Annotated in this window: 20 protein-coding genes; 9 read left to right on the forward strand and 11 right to left on the reverse strand. The window is 68.4% G+C overall.

All coding sequences use genetic code 11. The features are described 5' to 3' along the window. Window positions 1–27 precede the first annotated feature (27 nt). The 4 genes from C9E82_RS02705 to C9E82_RS02720 form a co-directional block, all read right to left on the reverse strand. Window positions 28–1236: a beta-ketoacyl-[acyl-carrier-protein] synthase family protein gene (locus tag C9E82_RS02705; RefSeq protein ID WP_119898107.1), complete on the reverse strand. Its 1209-nt coding sequence runs from the start codon at window positions 1234–1236 to the stop codon at window positions 28–30. 119 nt (window positions 1237–1355) lie between these two features. Beyond that, entirely contained in the window at window positions 1356–1622 is a 267-nt protein-coding gene (locus tag C9E82_RS02710) for an acyl carrier protein (RefSeq protein ID WP_119898083.1), read from the reverse strand. 12 nt (window positions 1623–1634) lie between these two features. Beyond that, complete coding sequence (gene lpxD, locus C9E82_RS02715; protein ID WP_119898082.1) at window positions 1635–2735, reverse strand: UDP-3-O-(3-hydroxymyristoyl)glucosamine N-acyltransferase; 1101 nt, start codon at window positions 2733–2735, stop codon at window positions 1635–1637. Window positions 2736–2760: 25 nt separating this feature from the next. After that, a complete protein-coding gene (locus tag C9E82_RS02720) occupies window positions 2761–4347 on the reverse strand; it encodes a L,D-transpeptidase family protein (protein ID WP_240643523.1) in 1587 nt (528 codons plus the stop codon). A gap of 387 nt (window positions 4348–4734) precedes the next feature. On the opposite strand from C9E82_RS02720, the gene C9E82_RS02725 reads away from it, so the two are divergent. Together C9E82_RS02725 and C9E82_RS02730 are read left to right on the forward strand one after the other, a co-directional pair. Beyond that, entirely contained in the window at window positions 4735–5295 is a 561-nt protein-coding gene (locus C9E82_RS02725; RefSeq protein WP_119898080.1) for a YcbK family protein, read from the forward strand. 309 nt (window positions 5296–5604) lie between these two features. Further along, window positions 5605–6192 carry a TetR/AcrR family transcriptional regulator gene (locus C9E82_RS02730; RefSeq protein ID WP_119898079.1) on the forward strand — a complete coding sequence of 196 codons (588 nt, stop codon included), beginning with the start codon at window positions 5605–5607 and terminating at the stop codon, window positions 6190–6192. 3 nt (window positions 6193–6195) lie between these two features. On the opposite strand, the gene C9E82_RS02735 is transcribed toward C9E82_RS02730, so the two are convergent. Further along, window positions 6196–6813, reverse strand: a complete 618-nt coding sequence (locus tag C9E82_RS02735) for a TetR family transcriptional regulator C-terminal domain-containing protein (protein WP_119898078.1) — start codon at window positions 6811–6813, stop codon at window positions 6196–6198. A gap of 301 nt (window positions 6814–7114) precedes the next feature. Between C9E82_RS02735 and C9E82_RS02740 the strand changes: the two genes are divergently transcribed. The 7 genes from C9E82_RS02740 (at window position 7115) to C9E82_RS02770 (ending at window position 14554) form a co-directional block, all read left to right on the forward strand. Continuing rightward, window positions 7115–8380 carry a Zn-dependent hydrolase gene (locus C9E82_RS02740; protein ID WP_119898077.1) on the forward strand — a complete coding sequence of 422 codons (1266 nt, stop codon included), beginning with the start codon at window positions 7115–7117 and terminating at the stop codon, window positions 8378–8380. Between the two features lie 67 nt (window positions 8381–8447). Further along, the gene (hydA, locus tag C9E82_RS02745; RefSeq protein WP_119898076.1) at window positions 8448–9899 is read left to right on the forward strand and encodes a dihydropyrimidinase; all 1452 of its coding nucleotides are present in this window, start codon (window positions 8448–8450) and stop codon (window positions 9897–9899) included. A gap of 1 nt (window position 9900) precedes the next feature. Then, the gene (locus C9E82_RS02750) at window positions 9901–10680 is read left to right on the forward strand and encodes an ABC transporter ATP-binding protein (RefSeq protein WP_119898075.1); all 780 of its coding nucleotides are present in this window, start codon (window positions 9901–9903) and stop codon (window positions 10678–10680) included. Then, window positions 10673–11587 (forward strand): ABC transporter permease, encoded by a 915-nt coding sequence (locus C9E82_RS02755; protein WP_119898074.1) that lies wholly within the window; start codon window positions 10673–10675, stop codon window positions 11585–11587. The genes C9E82_RS02750 and C9E82_RS02755 overlap by 8 nt, the downstream gene beginning before the upstream one ends. Then, the gene (locus tag C9E82_RS02760) at window positions 11584–12426 is read left to right on the forward strand and encodes an ABC transporter permease (protein ID WP_119898073.1); all 843 of its coding nucleotides are present in this window, start codon (window positions 11584–11586) and stop codon (window positions 12424–12426) included. Before C9E82_RS02755 ends, C9E82_RS02760 begins: the two co-directional genes overlap by 4 nt. Before the next feature lie 26 nt (window positions 12427–12452). Further along, on the forward strand, window positions 12453–13436 hold the full coding sequence (locus C9E82_RS02765; RefSeq protein WP_119898072.1) for an ABC transporter substrate-binding protein: 984 nt from the start codon (window positions 12453–12455) through the stop codon (window positions 13434–13436). A gap of 179 nt (window positions 13437–13615) precedes the next feature. Next, window positions 13616–14554, forward strand: a complete 939-nt coding sequence (locus C9E82_RS02770; RefSeq protein ID WP_119898071.1) for a nucleoside hydrolase — start codon at window positions 13616–13618, stop codon at window positions 14552–14554. Between the two features lie 16 nt (window positions 14555–14570). Here the strand turns inward: C9E82_RS02770 and C9E82_RS02775 are convergent, their stop codons facing one another. The 6 genes from C9E82_RS02775 to uppS all read right to left on the reverse strand — a co-directional run bounded on the left by C9E82_RS02775 (window position 14571) and on the right by uppS (window position 21807). Further along, complete coding sequence (locus C9E82_RS02775; protein ID WP_122449187.1) at window positions 14571–15311, reverse strand: OmpH/Skp family outer membrane protein; 741 nt, start codon at window positions 15309–15311, stop codon at window positions 14571–14573. After that, window positions 15311–17635: an outer membrane protein assembly factor BamA gene (bamA, locus tag C9E82_RS02780; protein WP_119900657.1), complete on the reverse strand. Its 2325-nt coding sequence runs from the start codon at window positions 17633–17635 to the stop codon at window positions 15311–15313. The genes C9E82_RS02775 and bamA overlap by 1 nt, the downstream gene beginning before the upstream one ends. Before the next feature lie 104 nt (window positions 17636–17739). After that, window positions 17740–19071: an RIP metalloprotease RseP gene (rseP, locus tag C9E82_RS02785; RefSeq protein ID WP_119900658.1), complete on the reverse strand. Its 1332-nt coding sequence runs from the start codon at window positions 19069–19071 to the stop codon at window positions 17740–17742. Next, entirely contained in the window at window positions 19068–20225 is a 1158-nt protein-coding gene (gene dxr / locus C9E82_RS02790) for a 1-deoxy-D-xylulose-5-phosphate reductoisomerase (protein ID WP_119900659.1), read from the reverse strand. The genes rseP and dxr overlap by 4 nt, the downstream gene beginning before the upstream one ends. A gap of 5 nt (window positions 20226–20230) precedes the next feature. Beyond that, window positions 20231–21076: a phosphatidate cytidylyltransferase gene (locus tag C9E82_RS02795; RefSeq protein ID WP_119900660.1), complete on the reverse strand. Its 846-nt coding sequence runs from the start codon at window positions 21074–21076 to the stop codon at window positions 20231–20233. Next, entirely contained in the window at window positions 21073–21807 is a 735-nt protein-coding gene (uppS, locus tag C9E82_RS02800; RefSeq protein WP_119900661.1) for a polyprenyl diphosphate synthase, read from the reverse strand. Before uppS ends, C9E82_RS02795 begins: the two co-directional genes overlap by 4 nt. Between the last annotated feature and the right edge of the window lie 3 nt (window positions 21808–21810).

Consider the following 21810-nt stretch of genomic DNA (forward strand, 5'->3'; position numbering starts at 1 on the left):
TGGTTTCGTCCTGATTGGCGGCGGTTTTCAGATCCGGCGCAGCGCGATCACCGCGTTCAGCCCGCCGAAGGCGAAGGCGTTCGACAGGACCGCATCGACCCGCGCCTCGCGCGCCTCGTTCGGGACCACGTCCAGCGCGCATTCGGGATCGGCTTCCTCGTATCCGATGGTCGGCGCGATCACGCCCTCACGCAGCGCCATCAGGCAGGCCAGAAGCTCGACCGCGCCGGTGCCGCCGATCAGGTGGCCATGCATCGACTTGGTGGACGAGATCATCAGCCGGTCGGCGTGATGGCCGAAGGCATGGGCGACGGCAGCGCATTCGGTCTTGTCATTGGCCGCCGTTCCGGTCCCGTGGGCATTGATATAGCCGATCTGGTCCGGGTTCAGCCCGGCATCGCGCACCGCCCCGGTGATCGCGCGTTCCGCGCCATGGGCCGAGGGCATGACGATGTCCTGCGCGTCCGAGGACATGGCGAAGCCCACCACCTCGGCCAGGATCTCGGCGCCCCGCGCGCGGGCATGTTCCAGGTCCTCGAAGACGAAGACGCCCGCCCCCTCGCCCTGGACCATGCCGTTGCGATTGGCGGAAAACGGGCGGCAGGCGTCCTTGGACATGACCCGCAGCCCCTCCCAGGCCTTCACGCCGCCGAAGCACAGCATCGCCTCGGAGCCGCCGGTCAGCATCACCTGCGCCGCGCCCGAGCGCACCATCTGGAAGGCCAGTCCCATCGCGTGGTTGGAACTGGCGCAGGCGGTGGCCACGGTGAAGGACGGGCCGCGCAGCCCGTATTCCATGCTGACATGGCTGGCGGCGGCATTGTTCATCAGCTTGGGGACGACGAAGGGATGGACGCGGTTCTTGCCTTCCTCGTAGACGGCGCGGTAATTCTCGTCCCAGGTGTTCAGCCCGCCGCCCGCGGTGCCCAGCACGACGCCCGCGCGCAACCCCAGCGCGCCCTGGAAGTTCAGCCCCGCCTGGGCCACGGCCTGCCGGGCCGCCAGCAGGGTGAACTGGGTGAACTTGTCATAGAGCAGGATCTGCTGGCGGTTGAAGTAATCCTCGGCCCGCCAGTCGTGGATCTGCCCGCCGATCTGGATCGACAGCCTCTCGACATCGCGGAACTGCAGCTGGCTGATGCCGCAGCGCCCCTCGCGGAAGGCCTCCAGCGTGGCCGGCACGTCATGGCCAAGCGCGTTGACGGTGCCGGCGCCGGTGATGACGACGCGGCGCAACCCGCCGCGCGCCTCGGGTTCGGGGCCGCAGGCCGCCTCGGGCGCGGCCAGCCCGCGATCCACCTGGTCTTCCGGGGCCGCCGGCCGCGCTGATTTCTTGCCGCCGTCCTTCTTGCCGCTCATATGGCCTTTTCCGCCACCAGCCGTTCGACGGCGGCGATGATCGTGCCCATGTTGGTGATGTCGAAATCGGACTTGTCGGGCTCATTGGCGTTGAAGGGGATCGAGATGTCGAATTCCTCCTCCAGCGCGAAGATCGATTCGACCAGCCCCAGGCTGTCGATCCCCAGTTCCTCGGGGGTGGCCTCGTCGGTGATCTGGTCGGGCTCCAGCATGGCCTGCTCGGCGATGATGGCCTTGATACGGGTTTTGATGGTGTCGGACATGGTCCCTCCTGCTCAGCCCTTTTCCAGCAGTCGTGTAACGGTTTCCTGAAGTTTTGCCAGTTGTTGCGCCATGCGCGGCAAACGGCGCACGGCCTTCTGGATCTCCATCTGGGTATCCATCCTGACCGCCGGATTGCCCAGGATGACCCGGCCTGCCGGAACGCGGGTGAAGATCTTGCTGGCGCCGCCCGCGATCACGTCGTCGCCGATCTCGATATTGTCGTTGACGCCGACCTTGCCGGCCAGCACCACGCGGTTGCCGACCCTCGCGGAACCGGCGATGCCCACCTGCGAACACAGCAGGCAGTCCTCGCCCACCGCGACGTTGTGGCCCAGCATCACCAGGTTGTCGATCTTGGTGCCCGAGCCCACGCGGGTCGAGCGGATCGTGCCGCGGTCGATGGTGGAATTCGCGCCGATCTCGACATCGTCGCCGATCTCGACCCCGCCGAGCGAATGGATGCGGGTCCAGTGCTGCGCCTTGATCTCGGCGCGCTCGCCCAGGGTGCGGCGGATCTCCTCGATGCCGGATTCCTCGGGGGTGACGAAGGAAAAGCCGTCCCCGCCGATCGAGGCGCCGGGCTGCACGATCAGCCGGTCGCCCGCCGTCACCCCATGGGCGATGCGCACGCCGGGGTGGATCAGCGCATCGTCGCCTAGCCGGCTGCCGCGCCCGATCGAGACATGGCTGGCGATGCGCGCCCGCGCGCCGATCACCACATCCGCGCCGATCACCACGAAGGGGCCGATGGCCGCGCCCTCGCCGATCCGGGCCGAGGGGTCGATCACGGCCGTCGAGTGGATGCCGGGCGCGATGTCGGGGCCGGTATCGAAGGCGCGGGTCAGCCCGGCCATCACCAGGCGCGGGCGCGGGGCGAAGATCGCGGCGCGCAGCCCGTAGGCCTCGGGGTCCATCCCCTCGGCCAGGATCGCCAGGCAGCCGGGCTTCAGCGTCTCGGCATATTTCGGCGACATGGCCAGTGCGATGACCCCGCCCCGGTCGCCGGCGGGCTGGGTCGCGCCGGGCTCGGCCGCGCCGGTCACCTCCAGCGCCTCATCCCCCCAGCTGCGCGCCTCCAGCGCATGCGCCAATTCTGCGATCGTCACGGTCATGTCGGTTCCCCTTCGAGGGGAGGACTTAATCCGTCCGGCCGCCCGAATCCAGTGCGGCCTTCTCCATCAGCGCCCAAAGCGCGGCGTCGCGGCCATAGATATCCTCGAAGAAGGCGATCCCGCCATCCGCATCGGGATAGGCAGTGAAATAGACCAGATGCACCGGAACGTTCGGCGTCAGCGCCAGCCAGCGTTCGCGTCCGCCCTCCAGCGCGCGGCGGAACATGGCCTGCGGATCGTCGGTCTGCTGCGACAGCAGCGCATGGGCCAGGTCGAACGGATCGCCGATGCGGATGCAGCCGTTGGAATAGGCCCGGCTGCGATTGGCGAACAGGTGCTTGGTCGGCGTGTCGTGCAGATAGATGTTCCACGGGTTGGGAAAGATGAACTTGACCAGCCCCAGCGCATTGTCGTCGCCCGGCTTCTGCCGCAGCCGATAGGGGAAATTCGCCGCCGTATAGCGCGAGAAATCGATCTGGCCGCGCGGGATCACCCGCCCCTGCCCGTCGACGACATCCAGATGCGATACCGCGTGCCGGTTGGCCTTCAGCTGCGGCAGATAGTCCCGCACCGTCATCGAGCGCGGCACGTTCCAGCGCGGATTGACGACGACATATTCCATCTGGTCGGAAAACTCCGGCGTCTGGCGGTCGGGATCGGCCGTGCCGACGACGGTGCGGGTCTCGAAGATCTGCCGGCCGCCGTCGAGGATCCGCGCCTTGAATTCCGGGATGTTCACCCAGACATGGCGCGCCTCCAGGTCCTCGCCGCCCAGCCAGCGCATCCGCTCCAGCGCCATCAGGATGCGCTGCGTGCCCTGGTCGGCGCCCGCGTTCAGCGCCCGGATCGTGCGCGGCCCGGCGATTCCGTCGGCAGGCAGCCCGATGGCCTGCTGATAGCGCGCGACCTCGGCCGACAGCGCCTCATCGTAAAGATCGGGCGCGCCGGGCGCCGCAAAGCCGATGGATGCCAGCCGTTCACGCAGCAGCGCCACGCCCGGATCGCGCATTCCGGGCCGCCACAGCGCCTCGGGCACGGCGGGAAGGCCCGGCGGCACCACCAGGTCCTGCCGCGCGGCCAGCGCCTGCTGCAGGGCGCGATAGGCCGGATGGCGCGGCGCGACCGAGGCCAGATAGCCCGCCGGGTCGCCGCTGGCCGCGAATTCGGCCATCATCCGATCCACCGGCGGCCGCCTGACCTGGCGATGGATCTGCGGATCGACCGCCGAAGGCCGGACCATGCCGCCGCTCAGATCGGACAGATAGCGCGCCAGCACGCGCGCGTGAGCCAATTCTGCGGCCAGTTCCGAAGGCAGGTCCCGACCGTCGCCGGCCAGCGTGTCGGGGCGATAGCGCGCGGCGGGAATGCCATGGGCGGGACTGGCCGTGACCGCTTGCCGCAGCGCGTCGCGAAGCGCCTGCCCCTCGGGACCCGCAAAGACCGGCCGCAGCCCGTTCGAGCCGTAGAAGGCCGCCAGCACCGGGGAATCGGCCACGGCGCGGGCCAGCGCCATCTCGACCTCCGAGAACTCCAGCCGCGGGGGGACGGCGGCGGCGACCCGCAAGGTTCCGGGCTGCGGCACGATGGCCTGCGGCAGGGCGGCCTGTGGCAAGGCGGTCTGCGCAACCACCGGTTGCAGGGGCGCGATCAGGGCCAGACAGCCGACCGCAATCGATCTCGAAAGCCGCAACATCCCAACCTCGCGCCCGGATTATGCTTTATTTCTCGCATTTTCGCGGATTTTGGTCCATATGAGACGATCATTCGGCCGCAGCATCCGCGGGTCCCGTGGCATTCCCGCCACAGCATTGCGCCCTCGATGCCACAACCACAGGTATCGGCAAAAACCCGCCGATCGTTGCCTGCAAACATCACAATCCGCAGGAATCTGTTCCCGAACACGCGAGGATTTGACATATTGTTAGCAAGTTCGGGGTAAACTCCGGACGCGCCGCGAAACGCGTGGCAAAAAAGAACGAAGCAGGACAGGCGATCTGACATGACAATGGACCTTATCTCCCGTCGCGGCATCATGGGTGTCTTCGCGGCGACGACGGTTGCGGCTGCGCCGGTGATGGCGAATGCCTTCGGCTTCCTCCGCGGCGCGGGCGACATGCGGCGGGTCCGCATGTATTCGGGCAGGACCGGCGAAAGCATCGACACCGTCTACTGGGTCGACGGCAAGTACATTCGCGAAGCGCTGAACGAGATCAACATCTTCATGCGCGACTGGCGGACCGGACAGGCGATCGGCATCGACCCGCGCGCCGTCGACGTGGCGGCGGCCTCGCACCGGCTGCTGCAGACCAACGAACCCTACATGATGCTGTCGGGCTACCGCTCTCCGCAGACCAATGCGATGCTGCGCCGGACCTCGGGCGGGGTTGCGCAGAACTCGCTGCACGTGACCGGCAAGGCGGCGGACCTGCGGCTGAAATCGCGCTCGGTCAACCAGATGTACCAGGCGGCGCTGTCCTGCCGGGCGGGCGGCGTCGGCAAATATTCGCGCTCGAACTTCGTCCACATGGATTGCGGCCCGGTGCGCAGCTGGGGTTCCTGACCCTCCTGCCCTGCGCCCCTGTCCTCATGTCCCGTCCCCGCGACCGGACGCCTGCCTGATGCCGCCCGATCCCTGCTCGGGCGGTTCAGCCATTTCCGGTGCCCGATTTCCGGCGACGGCTTTTCCCTGCCCGGCCAATGCGGAGTATAACGGCAGCGAATCCCGCGGTTTTCATCGTGAAATCAACTTTCTGCACCGCGATCTTGTGACCAGATGCGGCATTGACACCGGGGCGAAGCTTGGCGACCCTTGCAGAAGCCCGGCCGGCTTGCGGTCGCGGCGGGATCGAAGGAGCATCGAACACCCCGCATGAGTTCGCAAGACAGCCGCCGCGTTCGCACCCTCAAACGGATCCAGGCCACCGCGATCCGCCTCGCCATCGCCGAGGGCCTGAACAACATCACCACCGAAACCATCGCCCGCGAGGCGGGAATCAGCACCCGCACCTTCTTCAACTATTATCCCTACAAGGAAGCCGCGATCATGGGGCCGCCGCCGGACTATCCGGCCGAGGCGGCCGAGCGCTTCGTCGCCGGCCGCGGGCGGCTGATCGACGACCTGCACATGCTGATCGCCGCCCATCTGGGCCGCTTCGTGGAAGAACGCGACCTGGTCGCCGACATGCTGCGGCTGAGCGAGACCGACCAGAAGCTGCTGGCGCTGCGCCAGAATGCGGTCCTGGCCCGGCGCGCGCAGCTGAGCGAGATGCTGCGCCGCAGGATGCCGACGATCAAGCCGGCCATGGCCGAGATCCTGGCCGCCGCCATCGTCGCCGCCACCAATACCGCCACCGTCGACTGGGCGATGGGCGCCCGCGAGGATTTCCTGGAGGCCGCGCGCGAGAACCTCGACATGATCCTGCCCGCCGCCACGATGCTGACGGCGAAGGCGGAGTGACGTTCAGGGGCTGAGCATCCGCCGGTAGAGATTGTCCAGAAACGCCCCCGCCTCGGCGAAGGGGTCGTGGCCGGGGCCCAGCACCGCGCGGACCTGGGTGTCGAAATCCGCGTAATGCTGGGTCAGCGCCCAGATCGAGAAGATCAGGTGATGCGGATCGACCGGGGCCAGGCGCCCCGCCGCGATCCAGCCGCGAATCGTGCCGACAGCGGCCTCGACCAGCTCGCGCAGATGCCCGCCCAGGATCTCGTTCAGATGCGGCGCGCCCTGCATGACCTCATGGGCGAAAAGCCGGCTTTCGCGAGGATAGTCGCGCGACATGTCCAGCTTGGCGCGGACATAGCGCAGCACTTCCTCCAGCGGCTCGCCCTCGGGGTCGATGGCGCGCAGCGGCGCCAGCCACATGTCCAGCTGCGCGGTCAGCAGCGTGCGGTGGATCTCGTCCTTCGAGTCGAAATAGTAGAGCACGTTGGGCTTGGACAAGCCCGCCGATTCGGCGATCTGGTCGATGGTCGAGCCGCGAAAGCCATGCGCCGCGAAGGCCGTCAGCGCGCCCTCGAGGATCAATTCCCGGTTGCGCTTCTGGATGCGCGTCATCTGGGGCGGGCTCTCGTCGCTCATCGTCTCTCCGTCGGGATGGCTCTGTGGGATGGTTCTGCGGGATGGCTCATTCATGGGCAGTAAACCGAATTTTGCGATCCGACCAGCACCGGCGCTTGACTGACCAACGCCCCGTGCTAGCCTGAGCCTGACCGTTTGGTCAATATTTGGCAAGGAATATCAATGCCGCCCCAGCCATCGGCCCGGAACGGACGCGGGAAAGCGGCCTGCCGGACCCGCGCGAAGCCGATGGTCCGGGCGCGCCGACCCATCGAAGCCGACCCCGCGCGAAGACGGGGCGGACAGACAGGAAGGAAGCTCGATGAGTGACGCAGGCGGACCGGCCGCGGCCGCGAACATGAAGGTGAATTCCGAAAGGCTGTGGGACAGCCTGATGGAGATGGCGAAGATCGGCCCCGGCGTCGCGGGCGGCAACAACCGCCAGACCCTGACCGATGCCGATGCCGAAGGCCGCGCGCTGTTTCGCGACTGGTGCGAGGCGGCCGGCATGACCATGGGGCTGGACCGCATGGGCAACATGTTCATGCGCCACGAGGGGGCCGAGCCCGACCTGGACCCGGTCTATATCGGCAGCCACCTGGACACCCAGCCCACGGGGGGCAAATACGACGGCGTGCTGGGGGTGCTGTCGGGGCTGGAGGTGGTGCGCTCGATCCGCGACATGGGGCTGGTGACGCGGCGGCCGATCGTGGTGACCAACTGGACCAACGAGGAAGGCGCGCGCTTCGCCCCGGCCATGCTGGCCTCGGGCGTCTTCGCGGGCGAGCTGACCGAGGATTACGCCAACAGCCGCGAGGATGCCGAGGGGCTGCGCTTCGGCGACGAGCTGGACCGCATCGGCTGGCGCGGCGACGAGGCGCCGGGCGCGCGCAGGGTCCATGCGATGTTCGAATATCACATCGAGCAGGGCCCGATCCTGGAGGCCGAGGGCAAGCAGATCGGCGTCGTCACCCATGGCCAGGGGTTGTGGTGGCTGCAGGTGACGCTGACCGGCAAGGATGCGCATACCGGCTCGACCCCGATGAACATGCGGGTGAATGCGGGGCTGGGCATGGCGCGGATCATCGAGGCGGTGCATCGCATCGCCATGGATCACCAGCCCAATGCCGTCGGCGCGGTGGGGCAGATGAATGTCTGGCCGAATTCGCGCAACGTGATTCCCGGCCGCGCGGTGTTCACCATCGACTTCCGCAGCCCGGACCTGGAAAAGCTGACCGCCATGCGGGCCCGGCTGGAGACCGAGGCGGCCGCGATCGCCGCGGAGCTGGGGCTGGGCATCGGGATCGAGCCGGTCGGCCATTTCGATCCGGTCAGCTTCGATCCGGCACTGGTCGACATGGTGCGCGGCGCGGCCGAGCGGCTGGGTTACAGCCACATGGATATCGTTTCGGGCGCGGGCCATGACGCCTGCTGGATCAACAAGGTCGCGCCGACGGTGATGATCATGTGTCCCTGCGTGGACGGGCTGAGCCATAACGAGGCCGAGGAGATCAGCCCGGAATGGGCGGCGGCGGGCTGCGACGTGCTGCTGCATGCGGTGCTGGAGGCGGCCGAGGTGGTGCGCTGAGGCGCGACGGCCGGGGGCTCTGCCCCCGGACCCCCGGGATATTTGAGCCAAGATGAAAGGGGTGGGCATGAGCACGGTCATCAGGAACGGAACCATCGTCACGGCCGATCTGAGCTGGAAGGCGGATGTGCTGATCGAGGGCGGGCGGATCGCCGCCATCGGCGAGGGGCTGGTGGGCGACGAGGTGCTGGATGCCTCGGGCTGCTATGTGATGCCGGGGGGGATCGATCCGCATACCCATCTGGAGATGCCCTTCATGGGCACCTATTCCGCCGATGATTTCGAGAGCGGCACGCGGGCGGCTTTGGCGGGCGGGACGACGATGGTGGTGGATTTCGCCCTGCCCTCGCCCGGACAGGGGCTGATGGATGCGCTGCAGATGTGGGACAACAAGTCGGGCCGGGCGCATTGCGACTACAGCTTCCACATGGCGGTGACCTGGTGGGGCGAGCAGGTCTTCGACGAGATGGCGGCGGTGGTGGATCGCGGCATCACCAGCTTCAAGCATTTCATGGCCTACAAGGGCGCGCTTATGGTGAACGACGACGAGCTGTTCGCGTCTTTCCGGCGCGTCGGCGACCTGGGCGGGATCGCGCTGGTCCATGCCGAGAACGGCGACGTGGTGGCGGAACTGTCGGCGCGGCTGCTGGCAGAGGGGAATGTGGGGCCCGAGGCCCATGCCTATAGCCGGCCGCCGCAGGTCGAGGGCGAGGCCACCAACCGCGCGATCATGGTGGCCGACATGGCGGGGGTGCCGCTCTATGTCGTGCATGTCAGCTGCGAGGACAGCCATGAGGCGATCCGGCGGGCGCGCAGCCAAGGCAAGCGGGTCTGGGGAGAGCCGCTGATCCAGCACCTGACCCTGGACGAAAGCGAGTATTTCCATCCCGACTGGGACCATGCCGCGCGGCGGGTCATGTCGCCGCCGTTCCGCAACAAGCTGCATCAGGACAGCCTGTGGGCCGGCCTGCAGTCGGGCAGCCTCTCGGTCGTGGCGACCGATCATTGCGCCTTCACCACCGAGCAGAAGCGGTATGGCGTCGGCGATTTCACCAGGATCCCGAACGGCACAGGGGGCCTCGAGGACCGGATGCCGATGCTGTGGACGCATGGGGTGGCGACCGGGCGGCTGACGCCCAATGAATTCGTCGCCGTCACCTCGACCAATATCGCCAAGATCCTGGGGATGTATCCGAAGAAGGGCGCCGTGCTGGTGGGCAGCGATGCCGACCTGGTGGTCTGGGACCCCGAGGCCGAGAAGACCATAAGCGCGGGCAGCCAGCAATCGGCGATCGATTACAACGTGTTCGAGGGGCAGAAGGTGAAGGGCCTGCCGCGCTTCACGCTGACCCGCGGCGTCGTCGCCGTGACCGAGGGCAAGCTGGACAGTCGCGAGGGCCATGGCGAATTCGTTGCGCGCGCGCCGCGCGGGACGGTGAACCGGGCGCTGTCGGCCTGGAAGGAACTGACCGCGCCGCGCCCGGTCGAGCGGTCGGGCATTCCGGCAAGCGGGGTCTGACTTGGCGCATCCGGTGATCGAGGCGAAGGGCGTCGGGCTGACCTTCCAGACCGCCGACGGGCCGGTCGATGCGCTGAAGGACGTGGACCTGACCGTGGGCCGGGGCGATTTCGTCAGCTTCATCGGCCCCTCGGGCTGCGGCAAGACGACCTTCCTGCGCGCCGTCGCCGCGCTGGAGAGCCCGACCGCCGGAACGCTGCGGGTGAACGGCATGACCCCGGATGCGGCGCGCAAGGCCCGCGCCTATGGCTATGTCTTCCAGGCGCCGGGGCTTTACCCCTGGCGCACCATCGCCGGCAATATCAGCCTGCCGCTGGAGATCATGGGCTTTGGCAAGGCCGACCGCGCGGCGCGGATCGCCCGCGTGCTGGAGCTGGTCGACCTGGCGGGTTTCGGGGGCAAGTTCCCCTGGCAGCTGTCGGGCGGGATGCAGCAGCGGGCCAGCATCGCCCGCGCGCTGGCCTTCGATGCCGACATCCTGCTGATGGACGAGCCCTTCGGCGCGCTGGACGAGATCGTCCGCGACCGGCTGAACGAGGCGCTGCTGGAGCTGTGGAAGAAGACCGGCAAGACCATCGGCTTCGTCACCCACTCGATCCCCGAGGCGGTCTATCTGTCGACGAAGATCGTGGTCATGTCGCCGCGTCCGGGGCGGATCACGCGGATCATCGACAGCCCCCTGCCCCCGGACCGCCCGCTGGAGATCCGCGAGACCCCGGAATTCATCGCCCTGGCCCATGAGGTCCGCGAGGGGCTGCGCGAGGGCCACGGCCATGACTGAGGCCGCCAGCGCCGCGCCGGGCCGCAGGCTGTGGGACGGCCTGCAGGCGCGCGCGCTGCCGGTGCTGACCGTGCTGCTGGCGATCGTCGCGATCTGGTATCTGGGCGCGATCTGGATGAACGGGCAATGGGTGCGCGACCAGGCGGCGCGCGCCGATACCGTGCTGACGACGGCCGAGTTCATCCGCCAGACGCTGGCGCTGGACCGCCCCGTGCTGCCCGCCCCGCATCAGGTCGCGGCGGGGCTGTGGGAGGGGATCGCGGGGCAGCGGATCACCTCTCGGCGCAGCCTGGTCTGGCATGGCTGGGTGACGCTCTCGGCCACGCTGGCGGGCTTCGGCATCGGCACGCTGGCGGGGATCCTGCTGGCGGTGGGGATCGTCCACAACCGGGCGATGGACCAGTCGGTCATGCCCTGGGCCGTGGCCAGCCAGACCGTCCCGATCCTGGCCATCGCGCCGATGGTCATCGTGGTCTTCGCCAGCGCCGGGATCACCGGGCTGCTGCCCAAGGCGATCATCGCCGCCTGGCTGTCCTTCTTCCCGGTGCTGGTCGGCATGGTGAAGGGGTTGCGGACGCCCGATGCCATGCAGCTGGACCTGATGCGCAGCTGGAGCGCCAGCCGCGCCCAGCAGTTCTGGCGGCTGCGGCTGCCCAGCTCGATGCCCTATCTGTTCGCCAGCCTGAAGGTCGCCATCGCCGCCGCCCTGGTCGGCACCATCGTCGGCGAGCTTCCGGCGGGCGCCACCGCGGGCCTTGGCGCGCGGCTGCTGTCGGGCAGCTATTACGGGCAGACGGTGCAGATCTGGTCGGCGCTGTTTGCCGCCGCGGCCCTGGCCGCCGCGCTGGTCATGCTGATCGGCGCCATCGAGACGCTGGTCCTGAAGCGCATGGGGCTGGCCCGATGAGCGCGCTGCCGATCATCGCGGTCTGGCTGGGCGCCTGGGGCCTGAACGCCTGGCTGGCGCGCTTCGACACGCGCCTGACGCGTTTCCTGGTCGCGCTGATCTTCGGCGCCACGATCCTGGTCCTGTGGGAGATGGTGGTCCGCCTCTACCAGGTGCCGACCGTGATCCTGCCCGCGCCGACGCAGATCGCCGCCAGCTTCGCCGCCAATCGCGGCGTGCTGTGGACCGATTTCGTCCAGACCATCGTCAAGGGCGCGCTGACCGGCTGGGTGATCGGCGCGCTGGCGGCCATCGCCACCGCCATCGCCATCGACCGCAGCCCCTTCCTGCAGCGCGGGCTGCTGCCGATCGGCAATTTCGTCGCCGCCCTGCCCATCGTCGGCATCGCGCCGATCCTGGTCATGTGGTTCGGCTTCGACTGGCAGTCCAAGGCCGCCGTGGTCGTGGTCATGGTCTTCTTCCCGATCCTGGTGAACATGGTCGCGGGCCTTGCCGCCACCGATCCGATGCAGCGCGACCTGATGGCCACCTGGGCCGCGCCCTATGGCGCCAGCCTGCGCAAGATGCGCCTGCCCGCCGCCATGCCCTTCCTGTTCAACGGGCTGAAGATCACCACCACCCTGGCACTGATCGGCGCCATCGTGGCCGAGTTCTTCGGCAGCCCGACGCGCGGCATGGGCTTTCGCATCTCGACCGCCGTCGGGCGGCTGGACCTGCCGCTGGTCTGGGCGGAAATCCTTGTGGCGGCGGTCGCGGGAACGCTGTTCTATGGCATCGTGGCGCTGGTCGAAAAGAAGGTGACATTCTGGCACCCATCGCAGCGTCCTCAACGGGGCTGAGACGCCCCCCAACAGGAGAGTAACGAATGAAGAAACTGATGCTTTCTGCCGCGGCCCTTGCGCTGACCGGGGCGGGCGCCCAGGCCGACCAGCTGACCCTGCAGCTGAAATGGGTCACGCAGGCGCAGTTCGCGGGCTATTACGTCGCCAAGGACAAGGGCTTCTACGAGGAAGAGGGCCTCGACGTCACCATCCTGCCGGGCGGCCCCGACATCGCGCCGACGCAGGTCCTGGCCGGGGGCGGTGCCGATGTGATCGTCGAATGGATGCCCGCCGCGCTGGCCGCGCGCGAAAAGGGCCTGCCGCTGGTCAATATCGCCCAGCCCTTCAAGTCCTCGGGCATGATGCTGACCTGCCTGAAGGAAAGCGGCATCACCGATCCGACAAGTGATTTCGCCGGCAAGACGCTTGGCGTCTGGTTCTCGGGCAACGAATATCCCTTCCTGTCCTGGATGAGCCATCTGGGCCTGTCGACCGAGGGCGGGGCCGAGGGCGTGACCGTGCTGAAACAGGGCTTCAACGTCGATCCGCTGCTGCAGAAGCAGGCCGCCTGCATCAGCACCATGACCTATAACGAATACTGGCAGGTGATCGACGCCGGCATCGCGCCCGAGGACCTGGTGACCTTCAAATACGAGGACCAGGGCGTCGCCACGCTGGAGGACGGGCTCTATGTCCTGGAAAGCACGCTGGAGGACAGCGAGAAGGTCACCGACCTGGTCCGCTTCGTGCGCGCCAGCATGAAGGGCTGGAAATATGCCGAGGAAAACCCCGAGGAAGCCGCCGAGATCGTGCTGGAGAATGACGAGACCGGCGCCCAGACCCTGGAACACCAGGTCCGCATGGCGCAGGAGATCGCCAAGCTGACCGCCGGCACCGACGGCACCCTGGACGAGGCCGATTATCAGCGCACCGTGGACACGCTGCTGGCCGGCGGCTCGGACCCGGTGATCTCGGCCGCACCCGATGGGGCCTTCACCCACATGATCACCGAACGCGCCTTCGACTGATCGCCGCCGGGCGCCGCCCCCCTGCCGGCCGCGCTGGCGGGGGCGCGGCGCCCCCGCAGGTTTTCCGGCCCCTCGACGGGGTCGGGAAACCTTCCCCCTTCTTCCCGTTCACCTTCCGGTTCCGACTTGCGCCCGCCGCATGGGCAAAGCAGAACATGGCGGCAAAGACAGAGGTCCGCATGGCACAGAAGATCATCATCGACACCGATCCGGGGCAGGATGATGCCGTGGCGATCCTGCTGGCCCTGGCCAGTCCCGAGATCGAGGTGCTGGGCCTGGTGGCCGTCGCCGGCAACGTGCCGCTGGCCCTGACCGAGCTGAACACCCGCAAGATCTGCGAACTGGCCGGCCGCCCCGACCTGCCGGTCCATGCGGGCTGCGCGGCGCCGCTGGAACGAAAGCTGGTCACGGCCGAGCATGTCCACGGCAAGACCGGCCTCGACGGGATCGAGCTGCCCGAACCCGCCATGCAGCTGCGCCCCGGCCATGGCGTGGATTTCATCATCGACACCCTGCGCCGCGAACCCGCCGGCACGGTCACGCTGGTGCCCATCGGCCCGCTGACCAATATCGCCGAGGCCTTCCGCCGCGCCCCCGACATCGTCGCCCGCGTGGGCCGCATCGTGCTGATGGGCGGCGCCTATTTCGAGGTCGGCAACATCACCCCCACGGCCGAGTTCAACATCTATGTCGACCCCGAGGCGGCGCGGATCGTCTTCCGCTCGGGCGCGCCGCTGGTGGTGCTGCCGCTGGACGCCACCCACGAGGCCCTGACCGGCCGCGACTGGGTCGAGGCGATGCGCGCCCTGCCCAACCGCTGCGGCCCCGCCGTCGCCAGCTGGACCGATTTCTTCGAGCGCTACGACCGCGAGAAATACGGCAGCCAGGGCGCGCCGCTGCACGATCCCTGCGCCATCGCCTGGATCCTGCGCCCCGAGCTGTTCGAGGGCCGCGAGATCAATGTCGAGATCGAGACCCAGGGCGAATTCACCACCGGCATGACCGTGGCCGACTGGTGGCGCGTCAGCGACCGCCCCGCCAATGCGCTGTTCATCCGCCATCTGGACCGCGACGGGCTGTTTGCGCTGATCAGCGAACGCATCGCGCGCCTGCCCTGAGCCGCCGCAACCGCCGTCACTCGGCCGGCGCGGGCTCCGGCGGGCCGTCCTCGGGCTGCGTGTCGTCGAATTGCCTGTCCGGGTCCGTCGCGCCCATGGTGCCGGCGCGCCCCGCCCCATCCGAAAGCGTCTCGTCCAGCAATTCGATCAGGTCGTCGGTGACGTCGATGGCGTCCAGCGACACGAAGACCGTGCGCCGGTCCAGCACCGCCACCGCGCCGCGGCTGGTCATCAGCTCGCCCATGACCGGCAGCGCGGCCTGATAGAAGGCGTCGCGGTCGGCCTCGGCGCGGGCGTTCAACTCCTGCACCACCTGCGCCCTTTCGCGGCGCACATTCGTTGCGCGGGTGTCGAAGGCCTCGGCCAGGCGGCGGAACTCGGCCGGATCCAGATCCTTGCGCCGCTCGGTCAGATCGGCCTCCTCGGCGGCAAGCTGGTTGGCCAGGCGCTCGTTCTCGGCGGCGATCTTGCTGCCTTCCTCGTCCAGCTCGGCCTGCACCCGTCGCCCCCAGGCGGATCTGGCGAACAGCGCATCCTGGTCGACGGTCAGCACCGGGGCGACCACGGCATCCGGCCTGTCGTCGGGCGTGCGGATGGTGCGCGTCGGAAGATCGCCGCTCCGGCCGTTCTCGGGCGGGGCGCCGGCTCCGGGCGGGTCGATGGCCAGGGGGTCCGGGGCGGGCAGCTCCTGCGCGGCCAGCGGCGCGGCCCCCAGGGCCAACACCGCCAGCAGCGCGAAGAACCCCGCGCCGCGCATCAGAACCGCGTCGAGATCGTCAGGTCGAAATTCTGCTCGTCGTCGTAGTCCTGCTTCTTCACCGCCTTCGAGAAGTTGAAGCGCAGCGGACCGATCGGCGTGGTCCAGAAGATCGAGGCGCCGATGGCGGCGCGGATCTTCATCGAATCGTCGACCAATCCGTCGGGTTGAAACTCTCCGGCAACACCGTTGCGATCCTCCAGCCCCCAGATCGAGCCGACATCGGCGAACAGCCCGCCGGTGATGCCATATTCCTCGGGCAGGCCGATGGGGAACTGGGCCTCGGTGCGCACTGCCCAGAAATAATTGCCGCCAAGCGCGTCCTGGTTGCCGGCATCAAGGTCGCGCGGACCGATGCCGTTGGGCTCGAAGCCGCGGATGCGGTTGCTGGAGCCGCGATAGCGGTCGGTGATCCGGGTGGTGTAATCGTTCAGCGGATGCAGCGCGCCGGCCTCGAATTCGGCCCGCAGCGTGACCTCTTCGCGCCATGCGGTGCTTTCGACCCCGGCCAGCAGCGTCGTCGTCACCATCTCGATATCGCCGCCCAGCCCGGCATAGTCCTGCGAGAAGCGGAACTTGTAGCCGGTCAGCGGGTCCAGCCCAGTGATGCGCGTATCGTAGTTGTAGGCATAGCCAAGCGCCGAGGACCAGAGCCCGCCGGCCTCTTCCTCGGCGAGCAAGATGGGTGAGCTGTCCTCATCCACGTTCAGCAGCGTGTCCTTGGCCAGGCGATAGCGCAGCTCCAGCCGGCCATTGGCCGAGATCGGGAACTCGATCGAGGGGCTGATGCCGACGCTGCGCGTGTCGTAATAGGAATTCAGGCTGTCGGTGACCTGGTACCAGGTGTTGAAGCCGAAACGCAGGTTGCGGCCCAGGAAATAGGGCTCGGAGAAGCTGATCGAGGCCTGCTGCTCGTCGCTGGCGGTCGAGATCGTCAGCCCCAGGCTCTGCCCGCGCCCGAGGAAATTCGCCTCGTTCAGCGAGGCGTTGAAGCCCACGCCGGAATTGACCCCGTAAGAGGCGCCGAAGCTGAGCGAGCCGGTCGGCTGTTCCTCGACATTGACGTCGACGATGACCTGTTCGCTGCTGCTGCCCTGGCGGCTTTCGACCTGCGCGTCGCTGAAATAACCCAGCGCGCGAATGCGCTCGGCCGCGTTGCGGATCTCGCGCGGGTTGAAGGGGTCGCCCTCGACCGTGGTGAACTGGCGGCGGATCACCTCGTCCAGCGTGGTCGTGTTGCCCTCGATGTCAATGCGCTCGACGAAGACGCGCGGGCCGCGGGTCAGCGCGAAGGTCAGGTCCAGGGTCTGGTTCGAGGCGTTGCGGGTCACGCGCGGCTCGATATTGACGAAGTTCAGCCCCTGCTGGATCGCCACCGTCTCCATCCGGCGGATGGTGTTCTCGATGACGGCGGGATTGTAGACCTCGCCACGGCTGACCCGGTTCTGGGCGGCGAAGGCCGAGGCATCGACCCCCGGAATTTCCGAGATCGTGTTGATCTGCGCGAAGCGGTAGCGCGGGCCTTCCTGGATGTTGAAGGTGATGTAGAAGGCGTCGCGTTCGCGCGCCAGTTCCGGCGCCACGCCCTGGACACGGAAATCGGCATAGCCGCGCGAGCGGTAGAAATCGGTCAGCAGCTGTTCGTCCAGCGGGATCCGCTCGGGCGCGAAGGTGTCGCGGCGGATGAAGGTGCGCAAGAGGCCGGCCTGCTTCGTCTCCAGCACCTGGCGCAGGCGGCGGTCGGAATAGGCGCGGTTGCCGGTAAAGCTGATCCGCTCGATCTCGGTGACATTGCCCTCGCGGATCTCGAAGACCAGGTCGACGCGGTTGTCGCTGCGGCGGATGATCTTGGGATCGACGCGCGCCGCCAGACGACCCTGCGCGGCATAGGCCTGCGCGATCCCGGTCGCATCGGCGATGGCCAGCGAGGGCTGATAGACCCGGCGCGGCTGGCTTTGCACCATCTGCGCCAGCTGATCGTCATTGATGCGGCGATTGCCCTCGAAGCTGATCTGGTTGATGGTCGGATATTCGCTGATCCGGATGACCAGCAGGCTGCCCTGCGGGACGACCTCGACCGTCTCGAACAGGCCGGAATTCTGCAGCCGCTGCAGCGCGTCGTTCAGCTCCCCGGCGCTGACGTCCTGGCCCCGCGCGATATTCGCGTAAGACAGCACCGTCGCCGGCTCGACCCGCTGCGCGCCCTCGATGCGCACGTCGTTGAAGACATAGGCCGAGGCGGGCAGCGGCATCAGACCCACCGGCACCGTCATCGTCAAGGCCGTCATAAGCGCCACCGCGCGCGTGCCCAGTTTCCGTGTCATCGCCGCCCCTCTGGTTTCCAGCCTGCGTTGGCGCCGTTTCGGCGCGTTGTTTTGTCAGTTTCTTTAGCTTCAACAGGGCCTGCCTGTCAAAACGCAACCGCCCCTCAGGGGCAGAAAAGATCGTTCGTGAGGCCGAAAATCATCAAGGACAGCACCGCGGCCATGCCGATCGCGGTCAGCAGGTTCAGCACGCGGTCCGACGGCGGCCGGCCGGTCACGGCCTCCCATGTGTAGAACATCAGGTGCCCGCCATCCAGGACCGGGATCGGCAGCAGGTTCAGAAAACCGATCGCCGCCGACAGCACCGCGATCCACCACAGGAAATTCGCGCCGCCCGCGCTGGCCGCCTGCCCAGTGCTTTCCGCGATGGAGATCGCGCCGCCCAGGTTGCAGGTCCCGATCTGCCCCGAGATCATCGCCCACATGCCCGAAAGCGACGAGCCGATGATGTTCCAGGTCTGCCCGACCCCCAGCCCCAGCGCCTCCAGCGGGCCGGCGCGGCGGGTGGCGGGGGTGAAATAGCTCTCGCCGCCGCTGATGCCGATCATCCAGCGCCGCTCGAAGCCGCCATTGGCGGCGGGCAGGTCCTGTTCCTTCGGCGCCAGGGTATAGCTGGCCTCGCCCTGCCCCTGCCGCCAGACGGTCAGCAGCAGCGGACGGCCCTCGGCCTCCTCGACATGGGTGCGGATCTCGGTGAAGCGGGTGACGGCCTGGCCGTCGATGGCGGTGATGACATCGCCCGCGCGCAGCCCCGCATCGGCCGCGGCGCTGCGCGGCGCGACCCCGCCGACGCGCGGCGGCATCGGGTCCGGCCCCTGCACGGTGACGGGCGCCCCGCCGCGCTCGACCCGCCAGTCATGGGTGCTGGCCAGCGGCAGGTTCTCGATGGCGCTGCCCAGGTCGCGCCAGGTCTCGATCGTGTGGCCGTCCACGGCCAGGATGCGGTCGCCCGGCTGAAGCTGGTTCACGACGCCGGGGGGGCTGGGCAGGATGCGCCCGATCTCGACCCGGTCCGAGGGCAGGCCCTGCACCACCGCGAAGCCCGCGAAGATCAGGATCGACAGCACGAAGTTGAAGACCGGCCCCGCCAGCAGCGTCGAGAACCGCGCCCAGAGCGGCGCCCCGGTCAGCGTCTGGCGCCGCAGGGCCGGATCGACCTTCCGCCCCGGCCCGGCGCTGGCGACATTGTCGTCGCCCAGGAAGCGGACATAGCCGCCCAGGGGGATGGCCGCAACCTGCCAGACCGTCCCGCGCCGGTCGCGGCGCGCGAAAAGCCGCGGGCCGAAGCCGACCGAGAACACCTCGGCGCGGATGCCGGACCAGCGGCCGACGATGTAATGGCCGTATTCATGCACGGTCACGATCACCGCCAGCGCCACCAGGAAGGCCGCCAGCGTCCACAAGGTGCCGCCGAATTGGGGGATAAGTTCGCTCATGCGGCGGCCTCCTGTCTTGCGGCGCGGTCCCATTCCAGGACGCTGTCCAGATCGGCGGGATCATGCCCGAAACCGGGCCGGGCCGACAATCGCTCAAGCGTGGCCTCGACGCGCGGGGCCATCCGGGTGAAGGCGATGCGCCCGGCGATGAAATCGTCCAGTGCCTGCTCCTTGGCGGCGTTGAACACCGCCCCCGCCGCGCCGCCCGCCGCCATCACCTCGCGCGCAAGGCGCAGGGCGGGCCAGCGGATCTCGTCGGGCTCGCGGAAGGTCAGGCTGCCGATCCGGGCCAGGTCCAGCGGCGCGACCGGCAGAGGGCGGCGATGCGGCCAGTTCAGCGCATAGCCGATGGCATGGCGCATGTCCGGCGCGCCCAGATGCGCGATGGTGCCGCCATCGACATGGGAAACCAGCGCATGGATGATCGATTCGGGATGGACCAGAACCTTGATGCGATCCGCCGGAAGGCCGAAAAACTCATGTGTTTCGATGACTTCCATGGCCTTGTTGAACATGCTTGCGCTGTCGATGGTGATCCGCTGGCCCATCGCCCAGTTGGGATGGGTCGAGGCCTCGGCCACCGTCGCCGCCGCCAGCCGCTCCAGCGGCCAGTCGCGGAAGGCGCCGCCCGAGGCGGTGATGGTCACATCCTTGACGCTTTCGAGGTTTTCATTTCCAAGGCATTGGAAAATCGCGGAATGTTCGGAATCTACCGGCAGGATCGTGGCCCGGTGGTCATGGGCCGTCCGGCGCAGCAGACCGCCCGCGCAGACCAGCGATTCCTTGTTGGCCAGCGCCAGCGTGCCGCCCTGGGCCAGCGCCGTCAGCCCCGGTCGCAGCCCGGCCGCGCCGACGATCGCCGACAGCACCCAGTCGGCGGGACGCGCGGCGGCCTCGGCCAGCGCCTGCGTGCCCGCCGCCGCCTCGACCCCGCTGCCGGCCAGGGCGGCGCGCAGGTCCTCCAGCAATTCCTCATGCGCGGTGACGGCCAGGTCGGCCCGCAACTCGCGTGCCATCTGCGCCAGCCGGGGGATGTTGCGCCCGCCGGTCAGCGCCACCACGTCGAAGGCATCCGCGCCGCCGGTCTGCATCAGCAGGTCCACGCCATTCGCCCCGACCGACCCGGTCGCCCCGAAGATCGAAATCCGTCGCATATCCGTCAATTCACCACGGGAAGGCTGGTGACAAGGCCGATCAGCATCGCCGCCAGCACCGCGCCGGTCACGGCGTCGAAGCGGTCCATGAAGCCGCCATGGCCGGGGATCAGGTTCGAGCTGTCCTTGACCCCTGCCCGCCGCTTCAGCCAGCTTTCGGCGATGTCGCCCATCTGCCCCGCGAAGCAGACCAGCGGCGAGACCCAGATCAGCGCCGCGTCGCCCGCCCCGAACCACCACAGCCCCAGCCCCAGCAGGGTCGCGCCGATCCAGCCGGCGATGGTGCCCGACCAGGTCTTCTTGGGGCTGAGCCGGGGCCAGAATTTCGGCCCGCCCAGGATCCGCCCGGCGAAATAGCCCGCCGTGTCCGAGATGATGACGATACCCATCAGCCACAGCACGAAATGCAGCCCGAATTCCTCGCGGAAGCCGACGAGGCCGAAGGCCACCAGCATGATCGCGATGCCGAATCCCGCATAGGTCCAGCGGTCGCGCGCGGCGGCGCCGGGAATGCCCGCGACGATCGGCAACAGCAGCGCCAACGGCGCGGCGGGGTGATAGGCGCTCAGCGCGACGAATTGCGCCAGCCCGGCGATCCCGGCCAGCGCCAGCGGGCGGCGGCGGCCGAAGGCGGTCAGGTGCATCTCGGGATGGCGCCAGCCGGTCATCGCCGCCAGTTCCCAGAAGGTCACGGCCGAGATCAGCGCCATGCCCAGCCTGAGCCAGATCCCCGAGGCCAGCGCCAGCAGCACGCCGATGGCCAGCAGGACCAGCGTCGAGGCGATCCGGCGCGACAGGTCGCCCCATTTCCCCGAGGGGCGCGGCCGCTCTATCGGGTCGCGCGGGCTCATACGCCCCCGAAGCGACGCTCGCGCAGGCCGAAGCGGTCGAGGATCTCGGCCAGGTGCTGCGGCGTGAAATCGGGCCAGAGCGTGGGGGTGAACTCATATTCGGCATAGGCCGCCTGCCAGGGCAGGAAATTCGAGGTCCGCGTCTCGCCCGAGGTGCGGATCACGAGGTCGGGATCGGGATGGCCGGCCGTGTCCAGGCAGGCCTCCAGGTCGTCCTGGCCGGGATCGGCGATCTCGCCCCGCGCCACCTTCTGCGCCAGCCGCGCGGCGGCGCGGGCCAGTTCGTCGCGGCCGCCGTAGTTGATCGCGACGGTCAGGTTCAGCAGGCTGTTGCCGGCCGTCCGCCCCTCGATCAGCGCCATCAGCTCCTGCAGCTTGGGGTCCAGCCGTTCGCGCCCGCCGATGAAGCGCAGCCGCACGCCCTGCGCCGACAGCCCCTCGGCCTCGCGCTCGATATAGCGGCGGAAGATCTTCATCAGCCCCAGCACTTCCTCGGTCGAGCGCTTCCAGTTCTCGGTCGAGAAGGCATAGACGGTCAGCCAGTTGACCCCCAGTTCCGGGCAGGCGCGGACGATCTGCTTGACCCGCTCGGCGCCGCGGCGATGGCCGACCAGCCGGGGCCAGCCGCGGTCGGTCGCCCAACGCCCGTTGCCATCCATGATGATCGCGACATGGCGGGGACGCTGGTCGTCCCCCCCGCTGCGAAGGCGTTGTGCGGTATCGGCGCTCATCCG

The sequence above is a fragment of the Paracoccus sigandri genome (assembly GCF_003709565.1).
GTDB lineage: Bacteria > Pseudomonadota > Alphaproteobacteria > Rhodobacterales > Rhodobacteraceae > Paracoccus > Paracoccus siganidrum.